The organism is Leptolyngbya sp. Cla-17 (assembly GCF_016807185.1).
Taxonomy (GTDB): Bacteria; Cyanobacteriota; Cyanobacteriia; order Leptolyngbyales; family Leptolyngbyaceae; genus ULC077BIN1.
In genome coordinates, this window is the sequence record NZ_JAEVYN010000002.1 from 2,700,558 (window position 1) to 2,721,526 (window position 20,969).

At 49.3% G+C, this 20,969-nt stretch carries 18 protein-coding genes; 7 read left to right on the forward strand and 11 right to left on the reverse strand.

The window, feature by feature from the left end; all coding sequences use genetic code 11:
• Positions 1-407 precede the first annotated feature (407 nt).
• Both JOY44_RS23405 and JOY44_RS23410 read left to right on the forward strand, forming a co-directional pair.
• The gene (locus JOY44_RS23405; protein WP_171575784.1) at positions 408-3,281 is read left to right on the forward strand and encodes a GAF domain-containing protein; all 2,874 of its coding nucleotides are present in this window, start codon (positions 408-410) and stop codon (positions 3,279-3,281) included.
• Between the two features lie 408 nt (positions 3,282-3,689).
• Complete coding sequence (locus JOY44_RS23410; protein WP_203032100.1) at positions 3,690-3,857, forward strand: hypothetical protein; 168 nt, start codon at positions 3,690-3,692, stop codon at positions 3,855-3,857.
• A gap of 1,072 nt (positions 3,858-4,929) precedes the next feature.
• Here JOY44_RS23410 and JOY44_RS23415 read toward each other — a convergent pair.
• Entirely contained in the window at positions 4,930-5,865 is a 936-nt protein-coding gene (locus JOY44_RS23415) for an IS5 family transposase (RefSeq protein WP_171575785.1), read from the reverse strand.
• Between the two features lie 20 nt (positions 5,866-5,885).
• Positions 5,886-6,194, reverse strand: coding sequence for a TniQ family protein (locus JOY44_RS33010; protein ID WP_415881124.1), 309 nt, complete (start codon positions 6,192-6,194; stop codon positions 5,886-5,888).
• Between the two features lie 207 nt (positions 6,195-6,401).
• Between JOY44_RS33010 and JOY44_RS23420 the strand changes: the two genes are divergently transcribed.
• Complete coding sequence (locus JOY44_RS23420; protein ID WP_171575786.1) at positions 6,402-6,878, forward strand: helix-turn-helix domain-containing protein; 477 nt, start codon at positions 6,402-6,404, stop codon at positions 6,876-6,878.
• 1 nt (position 6,879) lies between these two features.
• On the forward strand, positions 6,880-7,242 hold the full coding sequence (locus JOY44_RS23425; protein WP_207211205.1) for a transposase: 363 nt from the start codon (positions 6,880-6,882) through the stop codon (positions 7,240-7,242).
• A 23-nt stretch (positions 7,243-7,265) separates the two neighbouring features.
• On the opposite strand, the gene JOY44_RS23430 is transcribed toward JOY44_RS23425, so the two are convergent.
• From JOY44_RS23430 to JOY44_RS23455, 6 genes are all read right to left on the reverse strand, one after another.
• Positions 7,266-8,456 (reverse strand): transposase, encoded by a 1,191-nt coding sequence (locus tag JOY44_RS23430; protein WP_171575788.1) that lies wholly within the window; start codon positions 8,454-8,456, stop codon positions 7,266-7,268.
• Positions 8,457-8,561: 105 nt separating this feature from the next.
• Entirely contained in the window at positions 8,562-10,064 is a 1,503-nt protein-coding gene (locus JOY44_RS23435) for an ATP-binding protein (protein ID WP_171575789.1), read from the reverse strand.
• Positions 10,057-12,327: a Mu transposase C-terminal domain-containing protein gene (locus JOY44_RS23440; protein ID WP_171575790.1), complete on the reverse strand. Its 2,271-nt coding sequence runs from the start codon at positions 12,325-12,327 to the stop codon at positions 10,057-10,059. Before JOY44_RS23440 ends, JOY44_RS23435 begins: the two co-directional genes overlap by 8 nt.
• Positions 12,324-13,169, reverse strand: coding sequence for a TnsA endonuclease N-terminal domain-containing protein (locus JOY44_RS23445; protein ID WP_171575791.1), 846 nt, complete (start codon positions 13,167-13,169; stop codon positions 12,324-12,326). Before JOY44_RS23445 ends, JOY44_RS23440 begins: the two co-directional genes overlap by 4 nt.
• A gap of 785 nt (positions 13,170-13,954) precedes the next feature.
• Positions 13,955-16,366, reverse strand: a complete 2,412-nt coding sequence (locus JOY44_RS23450; RefSeq protein WP_171575792.1) for a ShlB/FhaC/HecB family hemolysin secretion/activation protein — start codon at positions 16,364-16,366, stop codon at positions 13,955-13,957.
• Between the two features lie 31 nt (positions 16,367-16,397).
• Positions 16,398-18,677, reverse strand: a complete 2,280-nt coding sequence (locus JOY44_RS23455; RefSeq protein WP_203032101.1) for a hypothetical protein — start codon at positions 18,675-18,677, stop codon at positions 16,398-16,400.
• An 87-nt stretch (positions 18,678-18,764) separates the two neighbouring features.
• On the opposite strand from JOY44_RS23455, the gene JOY44_RS23460 reads away from it, so the two are divergent.
• Positions 18,765-18,974 (forward strand): Nif11-like leader peptide family natural product precursor, encoded by a 210-nt coding sequence (locus JOY44_RS23460; RefSeq protein WP_171575794.1) that lies wholly within the window; start codon positions 18,765-18,767, stop codon positions 18,972-18,974.
• Between the two features lie 123 nt (positions 18,975-19,097).
• Here JOY44_RS23460 and JOY44_RS33015 read toward each other — a convergent pair whose 3' ends face one another.
• Complete coding sequence (locus tag JOY44_RS33015) at positions 19,098-19,247, reverse strand: type II toxin-antitoxin system VapC family toxin (protein WP_415881132.1); 150 nt, start codon at positions 19,245-19,247, stop codon at positions 19,098-19,100.
• A gap of 83 nt (positions 19,248-19,330) precedes the next feature.
• Between JOY44_RS33015 and JOY44_RS23465 the strand changes: the two genes are divergently transcribed.
• Both JOY44_RS23465 and JOY44_RS23470 read left to right on the forward strand, forming a co-directional pair.
• Positions 19,331-19,816 carry a helix-turn-helix domain-containing protein gene (locus tag JOY44_RS23465; protein ID WP_171571905.1) on the forward strand — a complete coding sequence of 162 codons (486 nt, stop codon included), beginning with the start codon at positions 19,331-19,333 and terminating at the stop codon, positions 19,814-19,816.
• Positions 19,817-19,843: 27 nt separating this feature from the next.
• Positions 19,844-20,410, forward strand: a complete 567-nt coding sequence (locus JOY44_RS23470; protein ID WP_171571904.1) for an IS630 family transposase — start codon at positions 19,844-19,846, stop codon at positions 20,408-20,410.
• Here JOY44_RS23470 and JOY44_RS23475 read toward each other — a convergent pair.
• Together JOY44_RS23475 and JOY44_RS23480 are read right to left on the reverse strand one after the other, a co-directional pair.
• Positions 20,407-20,640 carry a type II toxin-antitoxin system VapC family toxin gene (locus tag JOY44_RS23475; RefSeq protein WP_171575795.1) on the reverse strand — a complete coding sequence of 78 codons (234 nt, stop codon included), beginning with the start codon at positions 20,638-20,640 and terminating at the stop codon, positions 20,407-20,409. The genes JOY44_RS23470 and JOY44_RS23475 overlap by 4 nt on opposite strands.
• On the reverse strand, positions 20,637-20,891 hold the full coding sequence (locus JOY44_RS23480) for a type II toxin-antitoxin system Phd/YefM family antitoxin (RefSeq protein ID WP_197985710.1): 255 nt from the start codon (positions 20,889-20,891) through the stop codon (positions 20,637-20,639). The genes JOY44_RS23475 and JOY44_RS23480 overlap by 4 nt, the downstream gene beginning before the upstream one ends.
• Positions 20,892-20,969: the final 78 nt, after the last annotated feature.

Consider the following 20,969-nt stretch of genomic DNA (forward strand, 5'->3'; position numbering starts at 1 on the left):
CGCAGACGGAAGCGTTATTTCCAGATTGGATAGAGGGTGGGGCGATCTCCCATTTGCAAATTATTGCGATCTTGCAGGAAGCTTGTCTACGAGCCGATTTACCCTATCCTGGAGTTCATTACTCCAGACGCTGGTTGTATCAGAATCTATTACAGAACACTCAGGCTGGGAAGCCTGGGCAATAAATTCGCGTACCGATTACTCGTTTGGGTTGATGGAGCTTTTAGACAGTAGGAGATCGAGCAGTTGGCGACAACAGGAATCTATTAGCCTGTTGTAAGCCTTTGCTGGCTCATTATGTTGTTTTGATGTGGTGTGATGGTGGCTTGTTTGCAGAGAGGGTCTTCTGGTCAAGATTAATACAGTCGCTGTGTCAAAAAGACGACTCCGTCTTTGGGAGTATTAGGGTGTCTAGAGATTCGTTAACCGCTTTGCTTGCTTTGGAGGTCATTCTCGAGAAAAGCGCAGACATTACTGCCCAGATCCAACACGGTCTAGCACTAGAAAGCCTTTTGCAGTGGGTGATCACCGATGCCCGAGCCCTGCTGCAATGTGATCGTGTGCTCATCTATCGCTTCCTAGAGGATCAGGATGCTGTTGTCGCTTTTGAGTCTGTTGGTGCCGATGGCACACCGCTGCTGGGACAACGGCTCTATGACCCGTGCTTGGGTGCCACTTGGGTCGAACGCTATCAACAAGGACACACCACTACCATTGCCGACGTGCACAACGGCAGGATTGACCCTTGCTACGTCCAACTTTTGGCACGCTTACAGGTACAAGCCAATCTGGTGGTACCAATTTTCAGCCAGAGTACCCTCTGGGGCTTGTTAATTGCCCACCACTGTCGCAGCCCGCATGAGTGGCAACCCCTGGAGGTGCAGTTCTTGCAGCACATCGCTCTGCCACTAGGGGTCGCTGTCCAGCAGGCTACACTGCGCCAACGCCAGCAACACTTAGAAAGTCAGATAGAGCAGCAGACAGCAGACAGTGCCACCGACTGCAGCTCACACCAACAGTGCCTAGTGAGTGTGAGCTGCGATCGCCCAGGCACCACCTTACGCTCAAGTGAAGCGCAGTACTATAACCTGGTCAACCACTTAAATACCGGTTTGGTAGTACATGCTCCAGATACCCAGATCTTGCAGTGTAATGACACTGCCTGTGCTTTATTAGGGCTGTCAAGGGAGCAAATGCTGGGTAAAGTCGCGATTGATCCGGGCTGGCAGTTTCTGCGTGAAGATGCCAGCGTGATGCCCGTGGAGGAGTATCCGGTCAACCGCGTGCTAGCGATGCATGCACCCCTCAAAAATTATGTGGTCGGGATCAGGCGGGGCGATCAGTCACAAAAGTGGGGCTTAGTCACGGCCTTTCCAGAGTTTGCCGCTGACGGGTCCCTGCTGCAGGTGGTGGTGACCTTCATTGACATTAGCCGTTTGAAGCAGGCAGAACTGGACCTGCAATGGCAGTCTGAGCAACGACGGTTGCTGCTGACGGTTACCCAACAGATGCGTCAAACGCTCGACTTAGACCACATCCTCCAGACCGCTGTGTCCGAGGTGCGGCAGTTCTTGCAGACCGATCGGGTGATCATCTATCAGTTTGAACCCAACTGGAGTGGCAGCATCATTGCGGAAGCCGTGGCGGTGGGATGGACATCAATCCTGGGCAAGCAAATCACCGATACCTATTTTTTGGAAACGGAGGGAAAACCCTATATCCAAGGCAGAGTGAAGGCATCCAATGATATTTACACCGATGAGCTTGATCCTTGCCATGTGGCACTGTTAGAACAAATGCAGGTGCGGGCCAATCTGGTTGTGCCGATCTTGCAAGACAACCACCTGTGGGGGTTGCTAGTCGCTCAGCAGTGCAACGCACCGCGCCTATGGGCAACTTTAGAAATTGAACTACTGCAACACCTAGCGACCCAGCTTGCGATCGCCATTCAGCAAGCAGAATTGTATCGGCAGGTGCAAACCTGCAACACTAGACTGGAATTGCAGGTTCAGGAGCGTACAGCCCAACTCCAAAAAGCCTTAGAGTTTGAAGCCCTCCTCAAACGGATTACCGATCGTGTGCGCGATAGCCTGGATGAAAGGCACATTTTGCAAACGTCCGTTGAGGCACTCGCCCAGGGATTATCGATCGGTGCCTGCGATGCGGGTATTTACAACGCGGAACAAACCACGTCTACAATCGCCTACGAAGTGACCAACACCCTCGCGTCCGCTCAAGGCTGCACCTTTGAGCTGGCGACAGCTACCCATCCCGAGGTGTATCCCTACTTGCTCAGTGGGCGAAGCTGCCAGTTCAGCGATGTTACGCCTCACCCGCTGCGTGCTGATCAACAGCGACAGACCACCCTGGCAGTGCCTCTTATAGATGACCAGGGTGTCTTGGGGGATCTGTGGCTATTCAAACCATCCGGTGAGGTGTTTGATGACCAGGATGTCCGCCTGGTGCAGCAGGTGGCCAACCAATGTGCGATCGCGCTGCGACAATCGCGTCTCTATCAAGCAGCCCAGGCGCAGGTGCAAGCGTTGGAGCGGCTTAACCAACTGAAAGATGACTTCCTCAGCACCGTCTCCCACGAACTCCGCACGCCCATGTCTAACATTAAAATGGCGACCCAAATGCTAGAAATTAGTTTGGAGCCGTTGGGCGTTTTAGACGATGCCGCCAACGCGATTAATCACTACTTCAAAATCCTGCGCGAGGAGGGGAAACGTGAGCTGACGTTAATCAACGATCTGCTAGATCTGGCGCGACTGGATGCTGACACAGAACCACTCACTCTCACCACCATTAACCTCCAGATCTATCTGCCGCACCTGGCAGACTCTTTTAGCGAACGAACCCAGCAACAGCAGCAGCACTTAACCCTCCATCTTCCTACCAATTTTCCCCCCTTCACCACCGATTTACCTTACCTGGAACGGATTCTGACGGAACTCCTGCACAACGCCTGCAAATACACGCCGACCGGAGGCACCATTACGGTGTCAGCTCGAGCTACGCCAGCAGCCTTAGAACTGCGCGTCAGCAATACGGGTGTCGAGATTCCAGCGACCGAATACGAGCGCATCTTCGACAAGTTCTACCGCATCCCCAACCACGACCCCTGGAAACATGGTGGCACCGGACTGGGGTTAGCCCTGGTGAAACAGCTCACCGCACGTTTGGGTGGTCAAATCCACGTTGAGAGTGGCGGTGGACAAACCACCTTTGTGCTGACGTTCGGACCTAGTAGCGTCGCCGCCGATGAGATCCATCCATAAGCACTCCTTAAGGCGCGATCGTCGGTACGTGGGGTAGGGCAGCGATGTCCTACTCGACTGCATCTTAACCCCTTACACAGCAACGCTTTCCGGCTTAACACTCTTTTCTCTGCCGCTGCTCGTTTTCCTCTATCCCCATCCCGGCGTATGGCAACAATTCGTGTGAAAAAGGGCCATATGCGCTAGAGAAGTATCAATACTTACCAACATTGCTAATCGGTCAGGCGACTCATCAATTTTACTAATAGGCTTGTAGAGCTTGAATAGTTGCGAAACGAGCAATGAGTCAACGATGAGATAGGGCTTTAGAGTCCTTAAAGCCCGCAAGATTACGCTTGTAGTATAAGATTCTGGAATTGAATCAGTCCAGAAAAAGTCCAACCCATCGTAAAAGTGGGTAACCATCAGATGGTGCTAGCTACTCCAAAGCTACCCACTACATTCAGCCTGGAATCATTACATACTATGAAATCCATCACCTTTGAAGATCCCTTAGCAGCAGTCGCAACCCAGTTCATTGAAGTGACTGATCAAATTGGGGTTATATTAAGCCACCCCGTCACCGAGGCGGCTTAGTATAATCCCGTGTAGAAATTCGTAGGCAGCCATCGTTTGCCGATCAGACCCTGGGAAACAAATGATTGAATATCGTATGATGAATCAGTCCAGAGTATTTGCCGAGCTACAAATGGTGCACTCTGGTTCACAACCACAACAAATAGCTTCTAGCTGCTGCTAGTGATTAAACGCGAGCAGTATGATAGGGCAAATTAGCCTTAGCTTCAGCCTCCAATCACTGATTTAAGAGGAAATCAGGGCCAAATTGTCGTGCTGTTTTGTTGAATTCCCAAACTTTAGATTGTTGAGCCAGAAGCTTGAGTGGTAGTTAATGTTGTTGGCGAAGGTGTTACAGACGCTCCTACACAAGCCCTGAATTGCAGCATTCCCCCGTTGAACGGTAGCGAACAGACTGTATGGAAATATGGAGTGGCACCTGAGACGCTAGACACAGTGGTTTTCTCCTTATGGACCAGCGGGCGCATTTGAACAAAAAGTTACAGTTTTGGCTGAAACCCTTATGCCACAGGGTTTTCATTTCCCGTAAAGGCAACAGCTAGGAAAAACGACCGTTTTCTTTGTGCCGCGCTTTTAGCCGCCATCAGGTTTTGATCAGTACAAGAAAACTTATCAAGAAATCAGAATCAGGTTACATGGTTAGCTCTGAGTTTCCTGACACATCGAAACCGTAACTTTCTGCATGGATGCGCCCGCTGGTTCATAATATTTAGTAATTGTGATTATCAATTTTATCTATTCAATAATCTTGAAACTGTTCAATTCAAACTATTCAATAAAAAACTACTTATAGCCAATTAAAGGTATTCAAAAAATATAGATTTTTTATAAAAAATATGAGTGCATTTTTTAAGTTTTAAAGCGTTAAAACCAGAATAAATGTGTTTTGCCCAAAAACAATTCGTATCGGTTAAACACAAGACCTTTTATTGCTCTCAAGTTGTTCAAGTGTCAATGGTCAGACCATGATTTGCTTCGTACTGAATTTAGTACGAAGCAACAATCAGTAAAATTCTTACAACCCTTTCTAATCAATGGTTTTAACGATTAAAGAATAATTTAAAAACGCAAATTAAGCTCCAACCCCATAGCTATCAGGTTTACAGATCTGGATCATGCGATTAAGAGCCGCACATTTGATAAACAATTCAACCGCTTGATTGTCAAACTTGCGCGGACTAAGATTCCCCCCAAAGATCGTTTTGAAACGAAACATCGTGGTTTCAGCCAACGAGCGGCGATGGTAATTGCTCTCTCGCTTCCAGGCTTTGCGCCCACCTTTGCGGATGCGACGGAGATTTTCATCCCGGTTGTGCCGCTCGGCTTTAGAGTTGCCATGCTGCCAGATTTTGGCTCCTTTACGCGGTGGAATGGTCGCTCTAGCATTGCGTTCTCGAATCGCGTCGTAGCACTTGCGCTGGTCGTAAGCTCCATCTGCCGACACCTGCTCAATCTCATCCTCAATTCCATCGAGAATATCGGCTAGCACTGCTCCATCGGTCATATCGTTCGTTGTCACTACTGCTGCCAGGATTTCACCCGTTTCCTCATCGACTCCTAGATGCAACTTGCGCCAAGTGCGGCGCTTGCTGACTCCATGTTGGCGGGTTTTCCATTCTCCTTCCCCATACACTTTTACCCCAGTCGAATCGACTACCACATGACGGGCACCGCTCTTCGGCAGCACTGGTAACGCGATGGCAAGCTTACCCACTCGCCGTGACAGAGTGCTGTGCTCTGGCACCGACAACTCAATGTCCATCAATTCAAAAATGGATTCTAGAAATCCCTGACATTGCCTTCCTGCCAATCGATACACGGCTTTCACCGTTGCCATCGTCATAATCGCCAAGTCGCTATAGTAGACAGACGCTCCGGGGTTACCGCTCAAGTACGGGTCAATCCATCCCTCTACCACTGCTTCGTCGATCCAGAAGGTGAGACTTCCCCGTTGCTTCAGCGCAGCGTTATACTCAGACCAGTTGCGGATGCGGTATTGAGCTTTCATGGCAGTTTTTGATGTGGTAATTAAAACCTACCATTTCTCTCCCTTCCGCAACTCCTCTTCATGCAACAACGCCACCCCAATTTATAAATTGGGGTAAGGGTATGTTCACATTTTAGTCTTGCCACTGAGTATGAGTAACCGGGCTGTAATTCTGAAACTAAGTAGTCAAGCTCATCCTCATCATAAGGAAGTTGAGGTCTGTTATGGCGTGCCCCAAAAACAAGCTTGTAAATAGCCGTGTCATCTAGATAAAGCATTCGCTCTTTATAACGAGCATAAATGCTATAGAGTATTTCATCCGGATAAGGATCGGGAAAGCATCCAATCATCAGGATATCCTCTCAAGAAGGTATTCAGCAACAGGACGAATGAGTTCTGCTTGCCGAAGGGCTTCATAAGCACTAAGCTTTTGCTTTTCTCCGGATGCTGCAATCTCAGGTAAACTTCCTTTCAAGGGAGCAGTTTTCTTGCGCCTTCCAGAACCTTTTTTAACGGGTTCAGTGCCGTTACAGCGGATTGCAGTCAGATAGAGGACAATGAAGGATTACAACGTTGGGTCAAAAATGAAGCCGTATTCCATAGACTTTCGAGAGAAGATTGTAAGTGCTATGGAGAAGGGTGATAGCTCGATCCGAAAAGTTGCTGCCCGCTTTGCTGTCAGCAAGAGTTGCGTCGAGAGATGGATGATTCAGAAGCGCACAGAAGGTCACGTCGTTCCCCATAAGCAGGGTGGTTCGGTGAGTCCTGTGATGGAGCACAAAGACCAGTTAGTGGCGATCTTCGAGAACCAGCGCGATGCGACCTTAGCGGAATATTGTGAGCTACTCTTTGATGAGACTGGGCTATGGGTTAGCCAAAGTACTATGTGCCGAACCTTTCAGAGACTCAATTTACCGCGCAAAAAAAACGCTCCGCTCCAGCCAAGCCACCAGCGAACGAGTCCAACTCCTGAGACAGGAGTACTGGGCACAGGTGACGAGTATAGAACTCAAAGATTTAGTGTTTCTCGATGAGATGGGTGTTCTACTGGGACTCATGCGAACCCATGCCCGTGCTGCACCTGGGGAACGAGCGTATGACTTCAAACCTTTTTATCGGGGCAAGAAGGTGAGTGTCATGGGCGCGATTACCGTCTCAAAGGTGCTGGCTGTGATGACGATAGATCAGTCGATGGACGCGGTTGTCTTTGAGGTGTACGTCTCAAAGTGTCTTGTGCCTCAACTGTGGAAAGGGGCTGTCGTGGTCATGGATAACCTGCCTGCTCACAAGGTAAAAGCCATTGCACCTTTAATTGAGGCGGTTGGAGCGAAGGTTCTGTATCTGTCTCCTTACTCTCCCGAATTTAATCCGATTGAGCATTGGTGGCTGGTTGACTGACACATCTTTTCGACTCTAGCCTTCTAAGCAGTGCTGAGACTTTGTTCCAGAGAAATCGCACAATCAACAGTCGTGCATCTGAAATAGAGCGGTTGTTGCTGTGCCGCTTGAGATTTAGACGAAATGCAGGGAGCAGGGTCAAGGGCAGATTTGAGCGCCAGAGTCGTGGGCAGTCCCCAACCTTGCACGAGGGCTTTGCGAATCCAATGCCAGCCAATCTTGAAATAGCTACTGCCCCGAAACCAATGCGGGTCAACCTGACGACGCTCACCTCGCTCCACCACTGCTGTGCCAGCACTGGTCAAATAGAGAGTGGCAACGGCGAGTACCAAGCACAAGCGTGAGAGCATGGCAGCAGAACGGATGTGGGAGGATTCAAGTTGAAAACCGTTGGACTTATCATCCAAAAAGTTCTCCTCAATATCAAACCTCAAGCCGTATTCAACAAAGGTTTCGGTCGTAGTGGGTTGGTCACTAACGACATACCAACGTTCCCGACTGGGATAGTGATGAGCTAAGGCTAGATGCACCAGCCCATAGCGAGCTTTAGTGATCTTGACTTGATGCAGAAACAGGGCATGACTGGTCGATAGCGTGTAGAACGAGATGGGTGTACCCTGCTGACCGCGATACACCAGAAAGTTGGACTTGACCCGAATCCGGTAGTGCCAGCCCAAACGATGCAGGTGTTTGAATAACTCCACGTCAGCAAAGCCTCGGTCTGCCAAAAACAAGACTTCAACCCCTGCGGGCAATACCTCAACGACGGCATCCAACAGCGGAGCGTAGGTGGCATAAGCAACGGTACTGCTAGAATGCTTCAGCACCTTCCAGACCACTGGAATTCCTCGTCCTCGGTATACGACCACAATCCGGATCACACAGTATTGCTCCCACAACCGGGTCGTATCGAGTGCCAGAACAATGCGCTCTTGCTGCCAAACCGATAGGGCATATCCAATCAACCGGGCATATAACGAATGCTCGTGTACCCGCTCATTCCCAAGCCACCGTGAAAATCGCCGTTGCGTACTCTGAGCATAAACCGCACGACTTCGCACATAATCGCTCCATGCCGTTAAGCTGATTTGTCCGCTTGCAACCAGTCCTGCGACCATCCAGACCAGAGGGTACAAGTGGCGCTGATCTCGCCAGCGACAGTGTTGACCCAGCAACGCTTGCAGCGCATCATAGAGGCGAGGGGTGTTTTCCATAACGACTTCTGTTGATGTGGTAATCCTCAGAGTACTTGGATTTGCCCCTCTTCCAAGTTTTTGTGTCAGTCAGCCAGGCATTGGTGGTCACAGTTAAAGGCTTTCCTAAGACAGTTCTCGCCGACAACCTCGAAAAGGGTAGATACCCTCATTGCCACAGCGATGGATTTGATAGATCCTCAACATTTGCACAACTGGTTTGCACACTGCTGTTACTGTCCCTCTTAACACTGCAATCCGCCGTATGTGTGGTTCTGTTGAATCGAGCGCGACCGGTGACGATTGTTTTTGGAAATTGGTTGTTCGTGTCTTGGCTAATGTTTGGTGTTGTTCAGCTTTATTCAATTGGTTTAGGGCATCCTGCAAAAACTGATCGATATCAATAGGATGAACATCCTCAACACTGGCAAGAATCCGAGTGTCGTTGTTTTTCAGGGCTTGTAGAATAGGATGCGCCAACCGTAGGTTCTCTTTAACCACTAGTCGAATTCCTTGCTTGGTTACGACTTCTTCGCCATTTGCGATCGCCCGAATTTGAGCCAACATGTAGACCTTGATGGCAAAGTCAGTAATGCCTTGCGTTTCCTCATACAACACATCGCGCAGTTCTTGTGTCAAGTGAGATTGCTTTTTAACATACTGGTAGCTCCACAAACAATTCACGAACCATTTCCAATCATCGTCATTCTTCATCCTGTCCCAAACGAGATCGCCCTGCCCCGTACCTCTGCGAGTCTGTCGAAACTCTCCACTGAGAAGAGAGCGCGCTTTATAGGTGCCGACAAGCACGACTGGTAAGCCAATCGTGTTGATTAATTGAACGAAAAAATTCAGCATTTTGCTGGAACCGCCACTTTTAGCTTGGCTAAGGTGCTGGATTTCATCAATCACCAGTACACCAATCGAGTGAAGCGAAGCAACCAGGGCCATACGCGGCAGCAATTCATCCACTGTTTTACGACCACTCGCATAATTGTCGTAGTAACGAGTTCCGAGCAGGTCATCGACCGCTTGGAAAAAGTTTAAGCATAAGCCCTTGACCGAACCGTCAAAGGGGCAGTTTTGCTTGAGCCAGACAATTTGAGTGAAGCTAAAGTCATGATCGTGATAGTAGCTATGGAAGATAACCTGCGGATACAAAGCCAGAATAGCTTCTATCGCCGTGGTCTTACCAACTCCGCTAATGCCGACAATAGTAAATCCTGTTGCGGTTGAACGGGGAGATCGGCGAACCATGCCTAAAGATTGAACCCGCGACTGTACATCTCCCCAAAACCCTATCATCGCAGGATTCCGTGCCTGGTATCCTAACCGAATCATGCGAGAAAATCGTTGCTCCAGATCAAAATGAATCGGTAGAGGAGCAAAAAATTGCAATGTATTTTGAATCAAATGGAGTCGAAGATGGGCGGGCATCTTACGATGCTCTTCGTCATACGGTGGGTAGAATGCAAGATGCTCTGCGGTTTCATCCTGCGTTAGGATGGGAGGGAGAGCTTCTATCAAGGGATTACCTTGATAGTTTGGAATGATTGGATCAAGGTAAGTTGCGTGCTCAACTCTACCCTTGTTTACTAAAAGAGATGGGATGTGTTGACTATTACTCATCGTCGCTCCACATCTTTGGACGTAGTCTACGCAGTTTGTCAATTAGTTGGGATTGAGGAACATGGGTTGAGTCTTCTTGATTATCGATTGGCTCAGCGGCTGAGACTTCATGCTGAGGCTCTTCAGCATCCTTGTCTAGTTCTGAATCTTGAGTTGGAACAATCAGAGGAATCACCTTGCCAGAAAAATCAGCAGGCGGCTTTTCTCCCAACTTCCAGGCTTGAGCTTCGCGTTCTATATCGCGTTCTTCTTGGCGATTTGGACGGATGCCTTTGATGCGCGATCGCTTGCTTTGCCCTGTCACCTGCTCCAGCGCCGTCAAGGTTTGTTCCTGACCTTCATTGATTACCTGGTCCATTTGAGCATTCAGAGCAGCGCTAGATTGCTGCTTGCGGCTTCTAGACAAATTCTTCTGCTGCTTGCGAGTTTCAAGGTAATCAAGAGTTTCATACAAATCTCGTCCTCGGAAGGTATGTTCTGCATCAATCAACTGGCAACGCTCCAGGCGTTGCCCTTCGTCAAGACGCAAGTAAATGTCAGTTAGGCTACGAGGATCATAAGCCACATCAATCTTCCAGCCGCCTCGCTCTCTAGCTCGTACAAACCACTGCTCTCGTAAAGCTAAGTCGCAAGAGTAAAACAAGCCTTGAAAACGGATGCCGCGATAAGTGACAGAAGCCTGTTCAGAAGGTAAAAGGTTCAAGCGCAGAATGTCACGGGACTTAACCCTCAAGTGTCCTGCCCGGTTACGAATGCCCCAGTTCCACAGGTCTAGGGGATATGGCTCAACGTGCTCTTGGATCATGAACTCATCCATGCGATACCAATCCATCCGGTGTTCTTTATTATGATCTAAAATCGCAAGAATCATGAGCTTCCGGAATTGATGCAAATCCAGCACAGCATCCAGTCGGTAGTCATTATCTCCACTCTCACGCGGTTTATAAACCGCTCCCGGCATCCAATGAATGACTTTGTCATTACTCAAGCGGAAGTTCCGCTCTACGATCCCTTTCCAGTCTGCGCGGTAAGGCGGGGTATTGGAAACAGTTACATTCAACGCTTTAACGAGGTTATCCGCGTTATAACCCTCTAATTCTCCTCGGTCTGCAAGAATGACTTCCGGCAAATGACGACAAGGCCAGTCTTCTTCTGTAATCTCAATTCCATATTCTTGGCAGAACGCGACTTTGTCTACCGCCGCATTTTCTAACGCCTGCATTGCCCCTAGCCAACTTGGACCTTCCAAGGTGACACTCAGCCCAATAATCATGCGGCTAAAAACGTCAATCAGAACGTAAATAACAGGGCGACCGATAATGCGGGTGCGATCAAGCGAACTGACTAGATAAATGTCTCCAATCGTGGCATCTATCTGGTAGATGGAGCCTGGACCGAAAGCCATCTGAGTTGAATCTCCCAGTACCTCACGATGGCGCAGATTATAACGGCGTTTTCCTCCTCGTGAAGTGAGAGCGTGGGTTGCATCTCGCTCCTTCTCATACCAGTAGCGAAATTGCCCAAACGTCGGTAACTCATGGGCTGGTGGCAGACAAGGAATCAAGACTCCATCAGGGGAAAGCATGTAGCCTTTATGAAAAGACTTTTCCAGTGTTTTCTGAAACGCATCCTGGAGCGTTCGTCCCTGAGCATTCTCATAGAATTGGCGAATGCCTCGACTAAATTTCTCCCGTATCTTGTCATCTACATTTACCCCTACGGGCATTTGAGTGACTTTACTAATTTTGCTTGGGCGTCCTCGCTTTTTCTCCTGGCTTTGGCGTTCTTTCCCAGGTGCGCCGCATTTACCAAAAAGAGGCAAGAGAGCATTTCTCGTCTGACCGCCTTGCCAGTAACGTCTGAGATACTTATAGAGAGTCATTTTTGTGCAGCCCGTTTTTTCAAACCAGGCATTTAGAAGTGCTCCACGACCATGGGAGAAGAAGATGCGCCCATCCTTATCTTCTACAAGAGGGGCAATTATCTCCCATGCTTGGTCTCGTCGCTCCCGATGTTTCGCAGGAATAGTGTCTTCAGGCTTTAGGAGAGAGGCATAAGGATCTATCTCTAAGACATAAGCTTGTTGTGTAACAAGTGCCTCTTCCAAGTCTTTACATTTCTGCCAAAGAGGAAGTGCTTTGGGATTCAACAGCTCAATTGTAGCTACATCTATGTAGGAAGGATCAATCCAGAGTAAGCGTTCCACACGCGAAGTTTCAGTATCGTCCTGCCATTCCAGAAGCATATTTACAAAAAGTTTCATCCCACACCTCCGATCGCCTCATGCAAACCTGTTGACAGGGTAGAAAGGAGTTTGAGTGTCTTACTGGGTTGGATACGCTGGCTTAGATCAATATGCCATCGTCGATTAGCAATTAAATACCGCACAATTGACAGGCTAGTACCAGGAGATAGCCCTAGCTGGTCGTCACATGTGTTTGTAATCCTAGTTAGTGCTACTTTCCCTTGTAGAATCTGCGGCGTTAGCACTGTTTCGATTCGTGTGATATCACCCTGATCTAGTGGAGCCAGATCTTCAAGCCAGTAACAGGAGCGCAGCCATTTGAGATTTGCAATAAGGTTTTTTGGAATTTCTTGCTCGGTAACGATTCCCCAATCGATACTCCGACGCTCCCAATAACGTCGCTCAATCTCCAATTTCTCTAAAGTGCGCTGTGACTGGAGATCAGCAGCAGGTTTAATGGCACGCGATTGTTCTACCTCACGATCACTCTGCTTTAAGGTGATCAAAAAATCTGTGGTGATGACCACAGATTGCTGAGTTTGAGGATCAGTAGGATGGATAAATCCGCACTGCTCTGCAATTTGTTGAGTTTCTTCCAATGGTAGTAAGGGAAACTGTTCTCGGACATCCAGTACTGATAGTGACCAATCCAAAACAAAGAGGTAACTGGTTTCTAGGTTGCTCATTAAATGATGCTCCCTACCTGTCTTCCAGCCTTTAGCTCGGCTAGCTAATCCTTGAGAAGGAACATCCTGAATTCGCAGCCAAGGTTGGTAGTCAGCCCCTCTCCCATCCCCTCGACCTTCCTTCAGTCGTTTTTCGATATTCTGCTGGTCAGTACCGCGATTACGTTTAGCCATTGGATAACTTCATCCAGCAGATCTAGTAACTCTAGACGTAGAGAGGCACTTTACTAGCACTAACCTCTCAGTCCTATACCAAAGTATACGACTTTATTTGCTAGTAGAAAAGTTTATTTTTTAGTATACGACTTTATTTGCTAGTATTCAACTTTATTTGCGTTTTACAAGATCTGTGGAGCGATAAAAAAGTTAAACAATTTCGTGACCTGAAAGTACTGATTCTTCGTTCATCTTTAGAAGCACCAAAAAATAAAGTTAAACAATTTCTCACTTTTTCTTGGGTTTTGAGACACGCAATAACGAGATTTCACAATAAAAAAGTTAAACAATTCTTGAAACCCTTGTAAGTGCTTGGTTTGAGGCATCTCCAAAAAAGAGATTTAACTGCTCTTTTTTGAAGATACCACTAGACTACAATGGGTAGTATGGGATGCCTTCCTAGTAATTGCCCAGTACGAGTCCGATCGATGACTTCTGTGCGGTCGCATTGCCAACCTTTGCCTAAGTCAAGTAAAAGCAAGCTCAGATTGAGCATTCGCGGCATCGTTTCCAGTCAACTGTTTTGTCAACGTTTTGGGTGGACTGATTGCCTATTGCCATCAGCCAAAGAAGTCTGCAATTGCCATTGACCACAATTTGCTCCTTCCGGCTTAACCCGAACTCAGGTTATTGGACGAACGTGCGAAGTTGGAAGCTGCCAGTCCAGAGCTTCAATTGGTGGTTTGGTTAGAGGGACACGCGCTCGGATATGAATCGAGTAGGGAATATGTTCCTTACTCGATTCAAGGTGTGAAGATAACTGAGAAAAAGAGGCTTTCCCTTAGGGATTGACCGTTGACAGCAGTGGAGTTAATCAGTGGGACACCCCAATCGAGGCGGGCGCGAAAGGTATTGCCCATTTTCCATTGAAGACCTAGTCCAGTGCTGATCAGGCTAGCAGGATCGGGTTGCTCTTCGCCCTGATTCCAACCACGCCCCACATCAAAAAACGGCACCAGTTGCAGAACTCCTTTCACTTGAGGAATTCGGAGAATTGGCAAGTAAAACTCAGCAGATGTAAACCAGCCATTGTCTGCTAACAAGACGCTGGTACGGTAACCACGTACAGTGTCGATGCCACCTAAGCCGATCTGTTCAACAGGCACAAGCGGACGATTAGCAAACTGTAATTGTCCTTTGAGGGCAAACAGCGTGTCTGGAGCAAAGGAATGTACCCAAAAGCCGCGCCCCTGCCATGAGAAAAAGCGACCATCGGGTGGGTCATCTAACCGGGTGGCATTGAGGGCGTTAATCCCTACCCCAAACTCGGATTGCAGCGAGAACACATCCCGTTCGCTCCGCTTCAGCCACTCTTGCCCAAACCGGAGGGCAGTGATCCGGGTTCTGCCGTCTATGTCTGTGCCCCGCGCCGGGAAAGGGATGGCAACACCGTCATTAAAGGCTTCCAGAAAAACGCCTTCATTGCGATAGTGGGTTCCCCTTAGGCTGAGGGCAAACAGTTCTGTGGAGGTTTGTTTGATTGGTTGCCTGAAGCCAATTTCGTAGGTTTGAGATCGCGACTTGATGCCCAGATCCCGAAACGGCTCTTCAATCACCTCACCCTGACTACTGCCATAGAGAAAGCTGAGAGTGCCATTGCTGGCATTAATTGGAATTGAATAGCCCAAATCTAGACTGCGGCTGCCTTCACTGCGGTTGTAACCCACCTGGAAGCGATCGCCCAAACCTAGTAGATTGGCATGACTCAACCCGGCTTGCTGGCGAAATCGCCCCACGCTGGGCGCGCGCCCATTATCTATTGAGAACGTCAGATTAAGAGGCGGAGCCTGCCGCACTTTCACATTCAACACACTTCTGCCCGTGGTAGTCCCCGGTGCAAGTTCCGTCGAAATGCTGGTAATCATCGGGTCTTGTTCCAGCAATCGTACGGCATCTGCCAGTTGATCGATTTGCAGGGGCGTTTGAATGGCGCGATCGAATCGGCGACGCACGTAGTTAGGTGAAAGCGGTCGGGCAAGCCACAACGGTTTAGCTCGTTGCACTTGGACATTGATTTTCTCTAGTTTGCCTTCCACTACCCGAATTTCTGGAGTTGCACCGCTCAAAACTTCGGCGGGTACATAGGCTCCAGAGTTGATGTAGCCGCGATCGATGTATAGCTTACTAATCAATTCACTTGCCTGTACCAACTCCGCTGGAGAAATTTTAGTGCGATCGCTCCCAGCCGAGTTCGGTGTAGTGGTGGAACTCCCAGATGAAATTACTGTGCGGACAATCGCGGCAAGTTCTTTGGGAGAGAATCGCGTACTGCCTGTGATCTTCAACTGATCAACAGAGATCTGATTTTGCAGATCAGGGAGTTTGGCAATTGGAGGGGGGGAGACTGGAACTGGCTGGATTGAGGGCGTTGTTGGGGGGGGGCTTGTTCCAACCGTGGCAGGGGGATTTTGGACGGACGGGGACTGAGGTGGGCGAGGGGAAATTGGAGTTAACGGTGCGGGGATGACCTGAGGTGTGGCTGGATTGGTGGCAGCCCGAGGAACGATCGCCACAGTTTCAGTAGAGCGGTTGGATGGTGGCGCTTCCAGCAGGGCGGCAATCAGTGCGACTGGGAACGGACGAGACGACTTCTGGGGAGGGGCAGACGTGAGCGAGCGTTGACCAGCAGATTGGCTGACAGCGGTTTGACCTGAGATAGCTTGGTTCTGAGGTTGCTCCTGGATCAATTGCTTCTGGGGCGGCATGGATGACTCAAGAGTCGGATTTACCGCGGTAATGGAGGGCTGAGCCACTGCGCCAAAATCGTGGCTGGTGCGCGTGGTTTCTGTCTTAGCGGGTTGACGGGGTTGAGCTTGGCGATGAATGGGCAGCGGTGGCGATGCCACTGAATTAATTGTTTGTTGTGGCATGATCACCTGAACCCGATCACGTAGGGGCGCTGATTGAGGGGCGCTGCCAGGTTCTGGAATGGGCAACAACAATTCGTTAGGATCTGGAGTCAGAAGTTTGTGTCCCAGCCAGACTGTACCCACCCCTAGAGCAGTTAGTAGACCTACCAGACTCACTGCTTTTAGTCGATCTGACAAAGAAATAATAGGAGGGAACGGAACAAAAGCTGGGTCGGTTATGGGCAGATTGCCACTGGGCATGGCAGGGATAAAAGCGGGTTGGTTCGCTCGATCAGGGGTCCTCATCACCAAACTCTCCGACTATAAAATGGACGACTTAGCGTTGGGTAGATGGAGCTGCTGATTGATCTGACAACTCTTTACGGGGCAATTCTGGACTTAAAGGGACCAATCCTGCTGCTCGGAGCAACTTTTGTCCTTCGGTTGTCCGCATCAATTCCACAAACTTCTTGCCGATCGCTGATCGGCGATTATTACGCGGGTAGATCACCACAATCGGGTAACTAATGGGATAGTTCGGAAGATAACTACCCATGTGAAACCGATCCGGATCGGGTGCAAAAGCTCCTTTGCGATCGCATAAATCGGTTGCTGGGGTAATTTCCTGCCTATTGCTTAAAACTAACGGTTGCACGGCTGCCTGTCCAGAAACATTCAGCGCTAATGGATACACCGAACATTGCCCCCACATTTCACTGAGTGGCATAACACCAATACTACCAATGTTTTTATCCTCAAAGTCACGGATCACCTGACGCAGCAGTTCCAGAGAAGGTAACTGCTTTACCAGAGACGCTGACACTCTGGAGTTCAGCACTTGCTGCTCAAAAATGGCGATCGCCTCCGGATTGTTAGAAGCATAGCGCTGCACTGGCAAAGCGAGACCACCGATTTTCTGCCAATCGTTAAGCTCCCCATTGAAGAGTTGCTGCACTTGGGTCAGGCTGAGCTGACCCTTTAGCGCTGTTGGCAGCCCCTGTTTTCGGTTCGCATAGCTGAAGGAAACCACCGTTGTAAGTCCATCGTAAGCAATGGTTTGAGCCAGCATGTCTCCTGGTAACTGAGCGATCGCTGGCAGCACGGCAAAATCTACGGCTCCAGAGCGCACCTGCGTTAACACTGGAGCAAAGATATCCGGGTTAAAGGTCGTGCTAGTCGGATTAGTTGGGTCGGAGGTCGGGGGAACGTAGCGCAATCGCAGTTTAGGCTGCGCCAGTTCCAGAGCAGTAGTAAGGCTCTGTCCCCGTTTCAACAAATTCTGTTGTTGCAGTATAGTCCACCAGGTACCTCGTTGCACGGCTGTGTAAGTAAATTCACCTGCTGGAACGGCGCTCACTTCAGATAGACAACAGGTAGAGGAGACTCGCATAACCGGATCAGAGCGAGATGCCGTAGATCGCAGCCGGGGAAGCAGCACCAGCGCCCCTACTAGCAGCCCCAACAATGACAATAGTAGCAGCGGCGACCAATTGGATGAAGCCGGGGCAGCCGTTGTAGTTTCAGCCACTGGAACTAGGACGTTGGGCGCGCGATCGCCCAATTGAAGCAATTCCCGTCGCGCTGTTTCAGCGCTGGCAAATTTACCCGTTTGTAGAGAATCAAGAATGGAATACAAGGGCGGCTTGATGACGGAAGAATTGGGCTGATATGCTTCCAGTGGCTTAAGGGCGAGTCCTTGCAGCAGGAAGAACCCGATGTCACCCACAGCGCGCAAATCTTGTTGCACCATCTCGGCAGTTGGCTGCGTCGATCGCCCCAGTTGCACCGATGGCTCAAAACATTGCTCCCACACCAATAGATCAGTCAGATAAACAAACAACTGTGCTGATTGCTCTGTCCACAGCACACTGTCTAGGCTTAAATTTCCATGAACCAGCCCCGATTGCAGCGCGCCAGAGGGAAAATTAAACTTTTGATTGTGCAAAAAATCCAGGGTTTGCAAAATCTGGCTCAATACCTCCTGCACTTGCTCAACCGAAAGCACCCTAGCAGTTTGTAAAAGCTGCCGCAGCGTTGGCGATCGATCTCTATCAGGAGTCACCAGGAAACAAAGCGATTGAGACTCAGTATCAGCAATCGCTTCCAAGGGTTGTATGACTCGAAAATCCTGAAGTCGTCCATCTGCTAGTTGAATTCCGCCTAACCGCTGAAAGTTACTCTGGCGATGCAAAGCTTCCGCTTTAGTAAACTCCGACTCAGACAAGATAAATTCTTTGATGATGACCGGACGTTTTGAAGTCGTCTCGATCGCGCTGAACATGTGCCCGTTGCCACGTTGACCCAGATAAATTTCCGCTTTGTAGTAGCCCATCCGTCCTCGAATGTGCGATCGCTCTAGGATACCCAATACTCGCCCATCGGGTGCTGGTGAGACAGCTTCAGCGGTGGCTGGTTCCAACGCATCAGGGCGAGGTGGAAATAGCTCCGGGCGCAACTCCTCCAGGATGTCCTTCAGCCAGGCATATTGTCCCAGGAAGCCAAACAAGCTGACTCGCGTCGGTAATGGATACCGCCGCAAGAAAGCGCCCAGCAAAACTTCAGCCACCTTTTTCATGGAATGTCGTGAGTTATGGGCTACAGAATACGGCGATGTCATGGCTTTTGAAACTTGACGGAAGTTAGTACTTGGTTCTCTGCAAAACTTGCTAAGCTACTGTTGCACGTTAAAATCAGGAGAATTGTGATGGCAAAGGAGGCTGTTGCCCAATTATTTCGAGCGGCTAAAGCTGATCCGACGCTGCGTGACCGGCTTAATCAGGCCACAACAATTGAGCAATTTGCTGAAATGGCAAAGAGCTATGGCTACGAATTTACGATCGCCGAGTGGCAATCTATGACTGGTTTTGCTGTGGAAGAATTTGTTGGCGAGTTATCCGAAATTCCAGGACTGTAGCGATCGCTCCCAACCCGATCTCGCCTCCCATTTGTCCCCCTACCGATCCCACGTCCCCTCAACAGAGATCGCTAGAAGATTGGCGATCAAAAAGTGGCACAGAACGTGACTCTTACGATCTCGCTACCAAATGACATTGACAGAGTACTGACTAATTAAGTGATCCATAGTCAAAAGTGGAAGGTTCTCAACTTGACTTTGAGCAATCAGGAGACGGTCAAAGGGATCGCGGTGATGGTCAGGGAGTGAGGCAATTTGTAGAACGTGTTGCATTTCCACAGGCAGGGTTATACCAAATTAAATTGGAGTAGTTACAGATCAGATAAACTGAGGAATGTAGAGGTGAGAGTCTAATCATGGCTGGTGTCAGCGCAATCGTAATTAAAGAAAGTCTCGAGGAGTTAGGCACCCGCTTGCGAACGGTTGAACAGCCGATAGTTAAAGAACGATTGCAAGTGTTGTACTGGCTCAAACGAGCGCAAGCACCGAGCATCAGCCAGATCGCGGTTGCAATTGGCAGGCATCGAGGCACGGTGCAAAAGTGGTTAGCGCTGTATCGAGCACAAGGATTAGAGGCATTGCTGGTGGTCAAGCCAACGCCAGGAGGAGGCAACCGGATGATTCCAATGTGGGCAGAAGTTGCCTTAGCAAAGCGATTGCAGGAACCGGACAATGGGTTTGACAGCTATGGGGAGGTGCAGCAGTGGCTCTTGGAGAGTTTAGGAATAGAAGCCCAGTATCATGCGGTCTACCAGATGACCCGTTATCGGCTCAAAGCCAAGCTAAAAGTGGCTCGTCCCCAACAACCTCAAGCAGAACCGAGCACAACGAGAGGCATTTAAGCAAACCTTGCAGACGACCTCGATTTGTTGAGCCAATACGCTCGGCAAGTGCGCCAGGATAAACGACCTATTCGCTATTTTGCTGGGGATGAGAGCCGCTTTGGGCTGCATACCATTATCGGGCGTTTGATTACAGCCTTTGGAGTGAAACCCATTGGCTCATGGCAACGGGTGTTCAAAGCATTCTGGCTCTATGGCGCTGTGGAACCTGCCACCGGAGAATCCTTTTTCTGGCAGTTCTCCCATGTCGATACCGAGTGCTACCAATGCTTCTTGGATGAGTTCTCCAAGGCTTACCCCGATAGTCTCAATATCCTGCAAGTGGATAACGGACGGTTCCACAAAGGCAAAGCGTTGATTGTGCCACAGAACATTATCCTGGTGTTCCAACCGCCTTACTGTCCGGAGTTAAATCCAATTGAGAGGCTATGGGAATATCTCAAGGCGGATCTCAAGTGGGTTTCGTTCAAAACGCTTGACCAACTGCAATCCAGAGTAGATCAACTCTTATCCCAGTTAACCCCTCAAGTGATTGCTTCTCTCACGGGCTACCCCTTTATCCTCAATGCACTATCTGTCATTGAAACCATTTAAATTGGTATTACAAATCGATTAGCGGTAAGACGAGATAGGATATAGGTTTCGGGTGATTCGGGTAACGAAAGTTTGCCTGTACGTTCTTTGATGATGATCTCCCAAGCACTGACGACGCTGAGGTAAATGATGTTGGCTGGCTCCGCAATTATCGCTTTCGCGGTGGTGGAAAGCTGTGCATCATCAATTACCCACCATAGGAAAGCGTGGGTGTCTAGGAGCACGTTCATGGGTTGGGTAGGTTGGAGCTGAAAAAGTCATTCAGGATAGGGTCTGGAAGAGGGGAGTTAAAGTCGGGTGAGATCGCGACTTTGCCTTTGTCTTGACCAGAGATGCGCGGTTGGGTGTGAGGTTGAATCGGAACAAGTCGCGCGATCGCAACCCCGTTTTGAGCGAGGAGGATTTCTTCCCCTGCCTGAACACGACGGAGAAGTTCGGTAAATTGAGCGGTAGTTTCGGGGATGTTGATCGTAGTAATCATATGACCAACCTTTTGAACAAATTCAATTATAAATTCTGAATGCGATCGCCCTCTTGCCCTTAACTACGATCGTCCCTT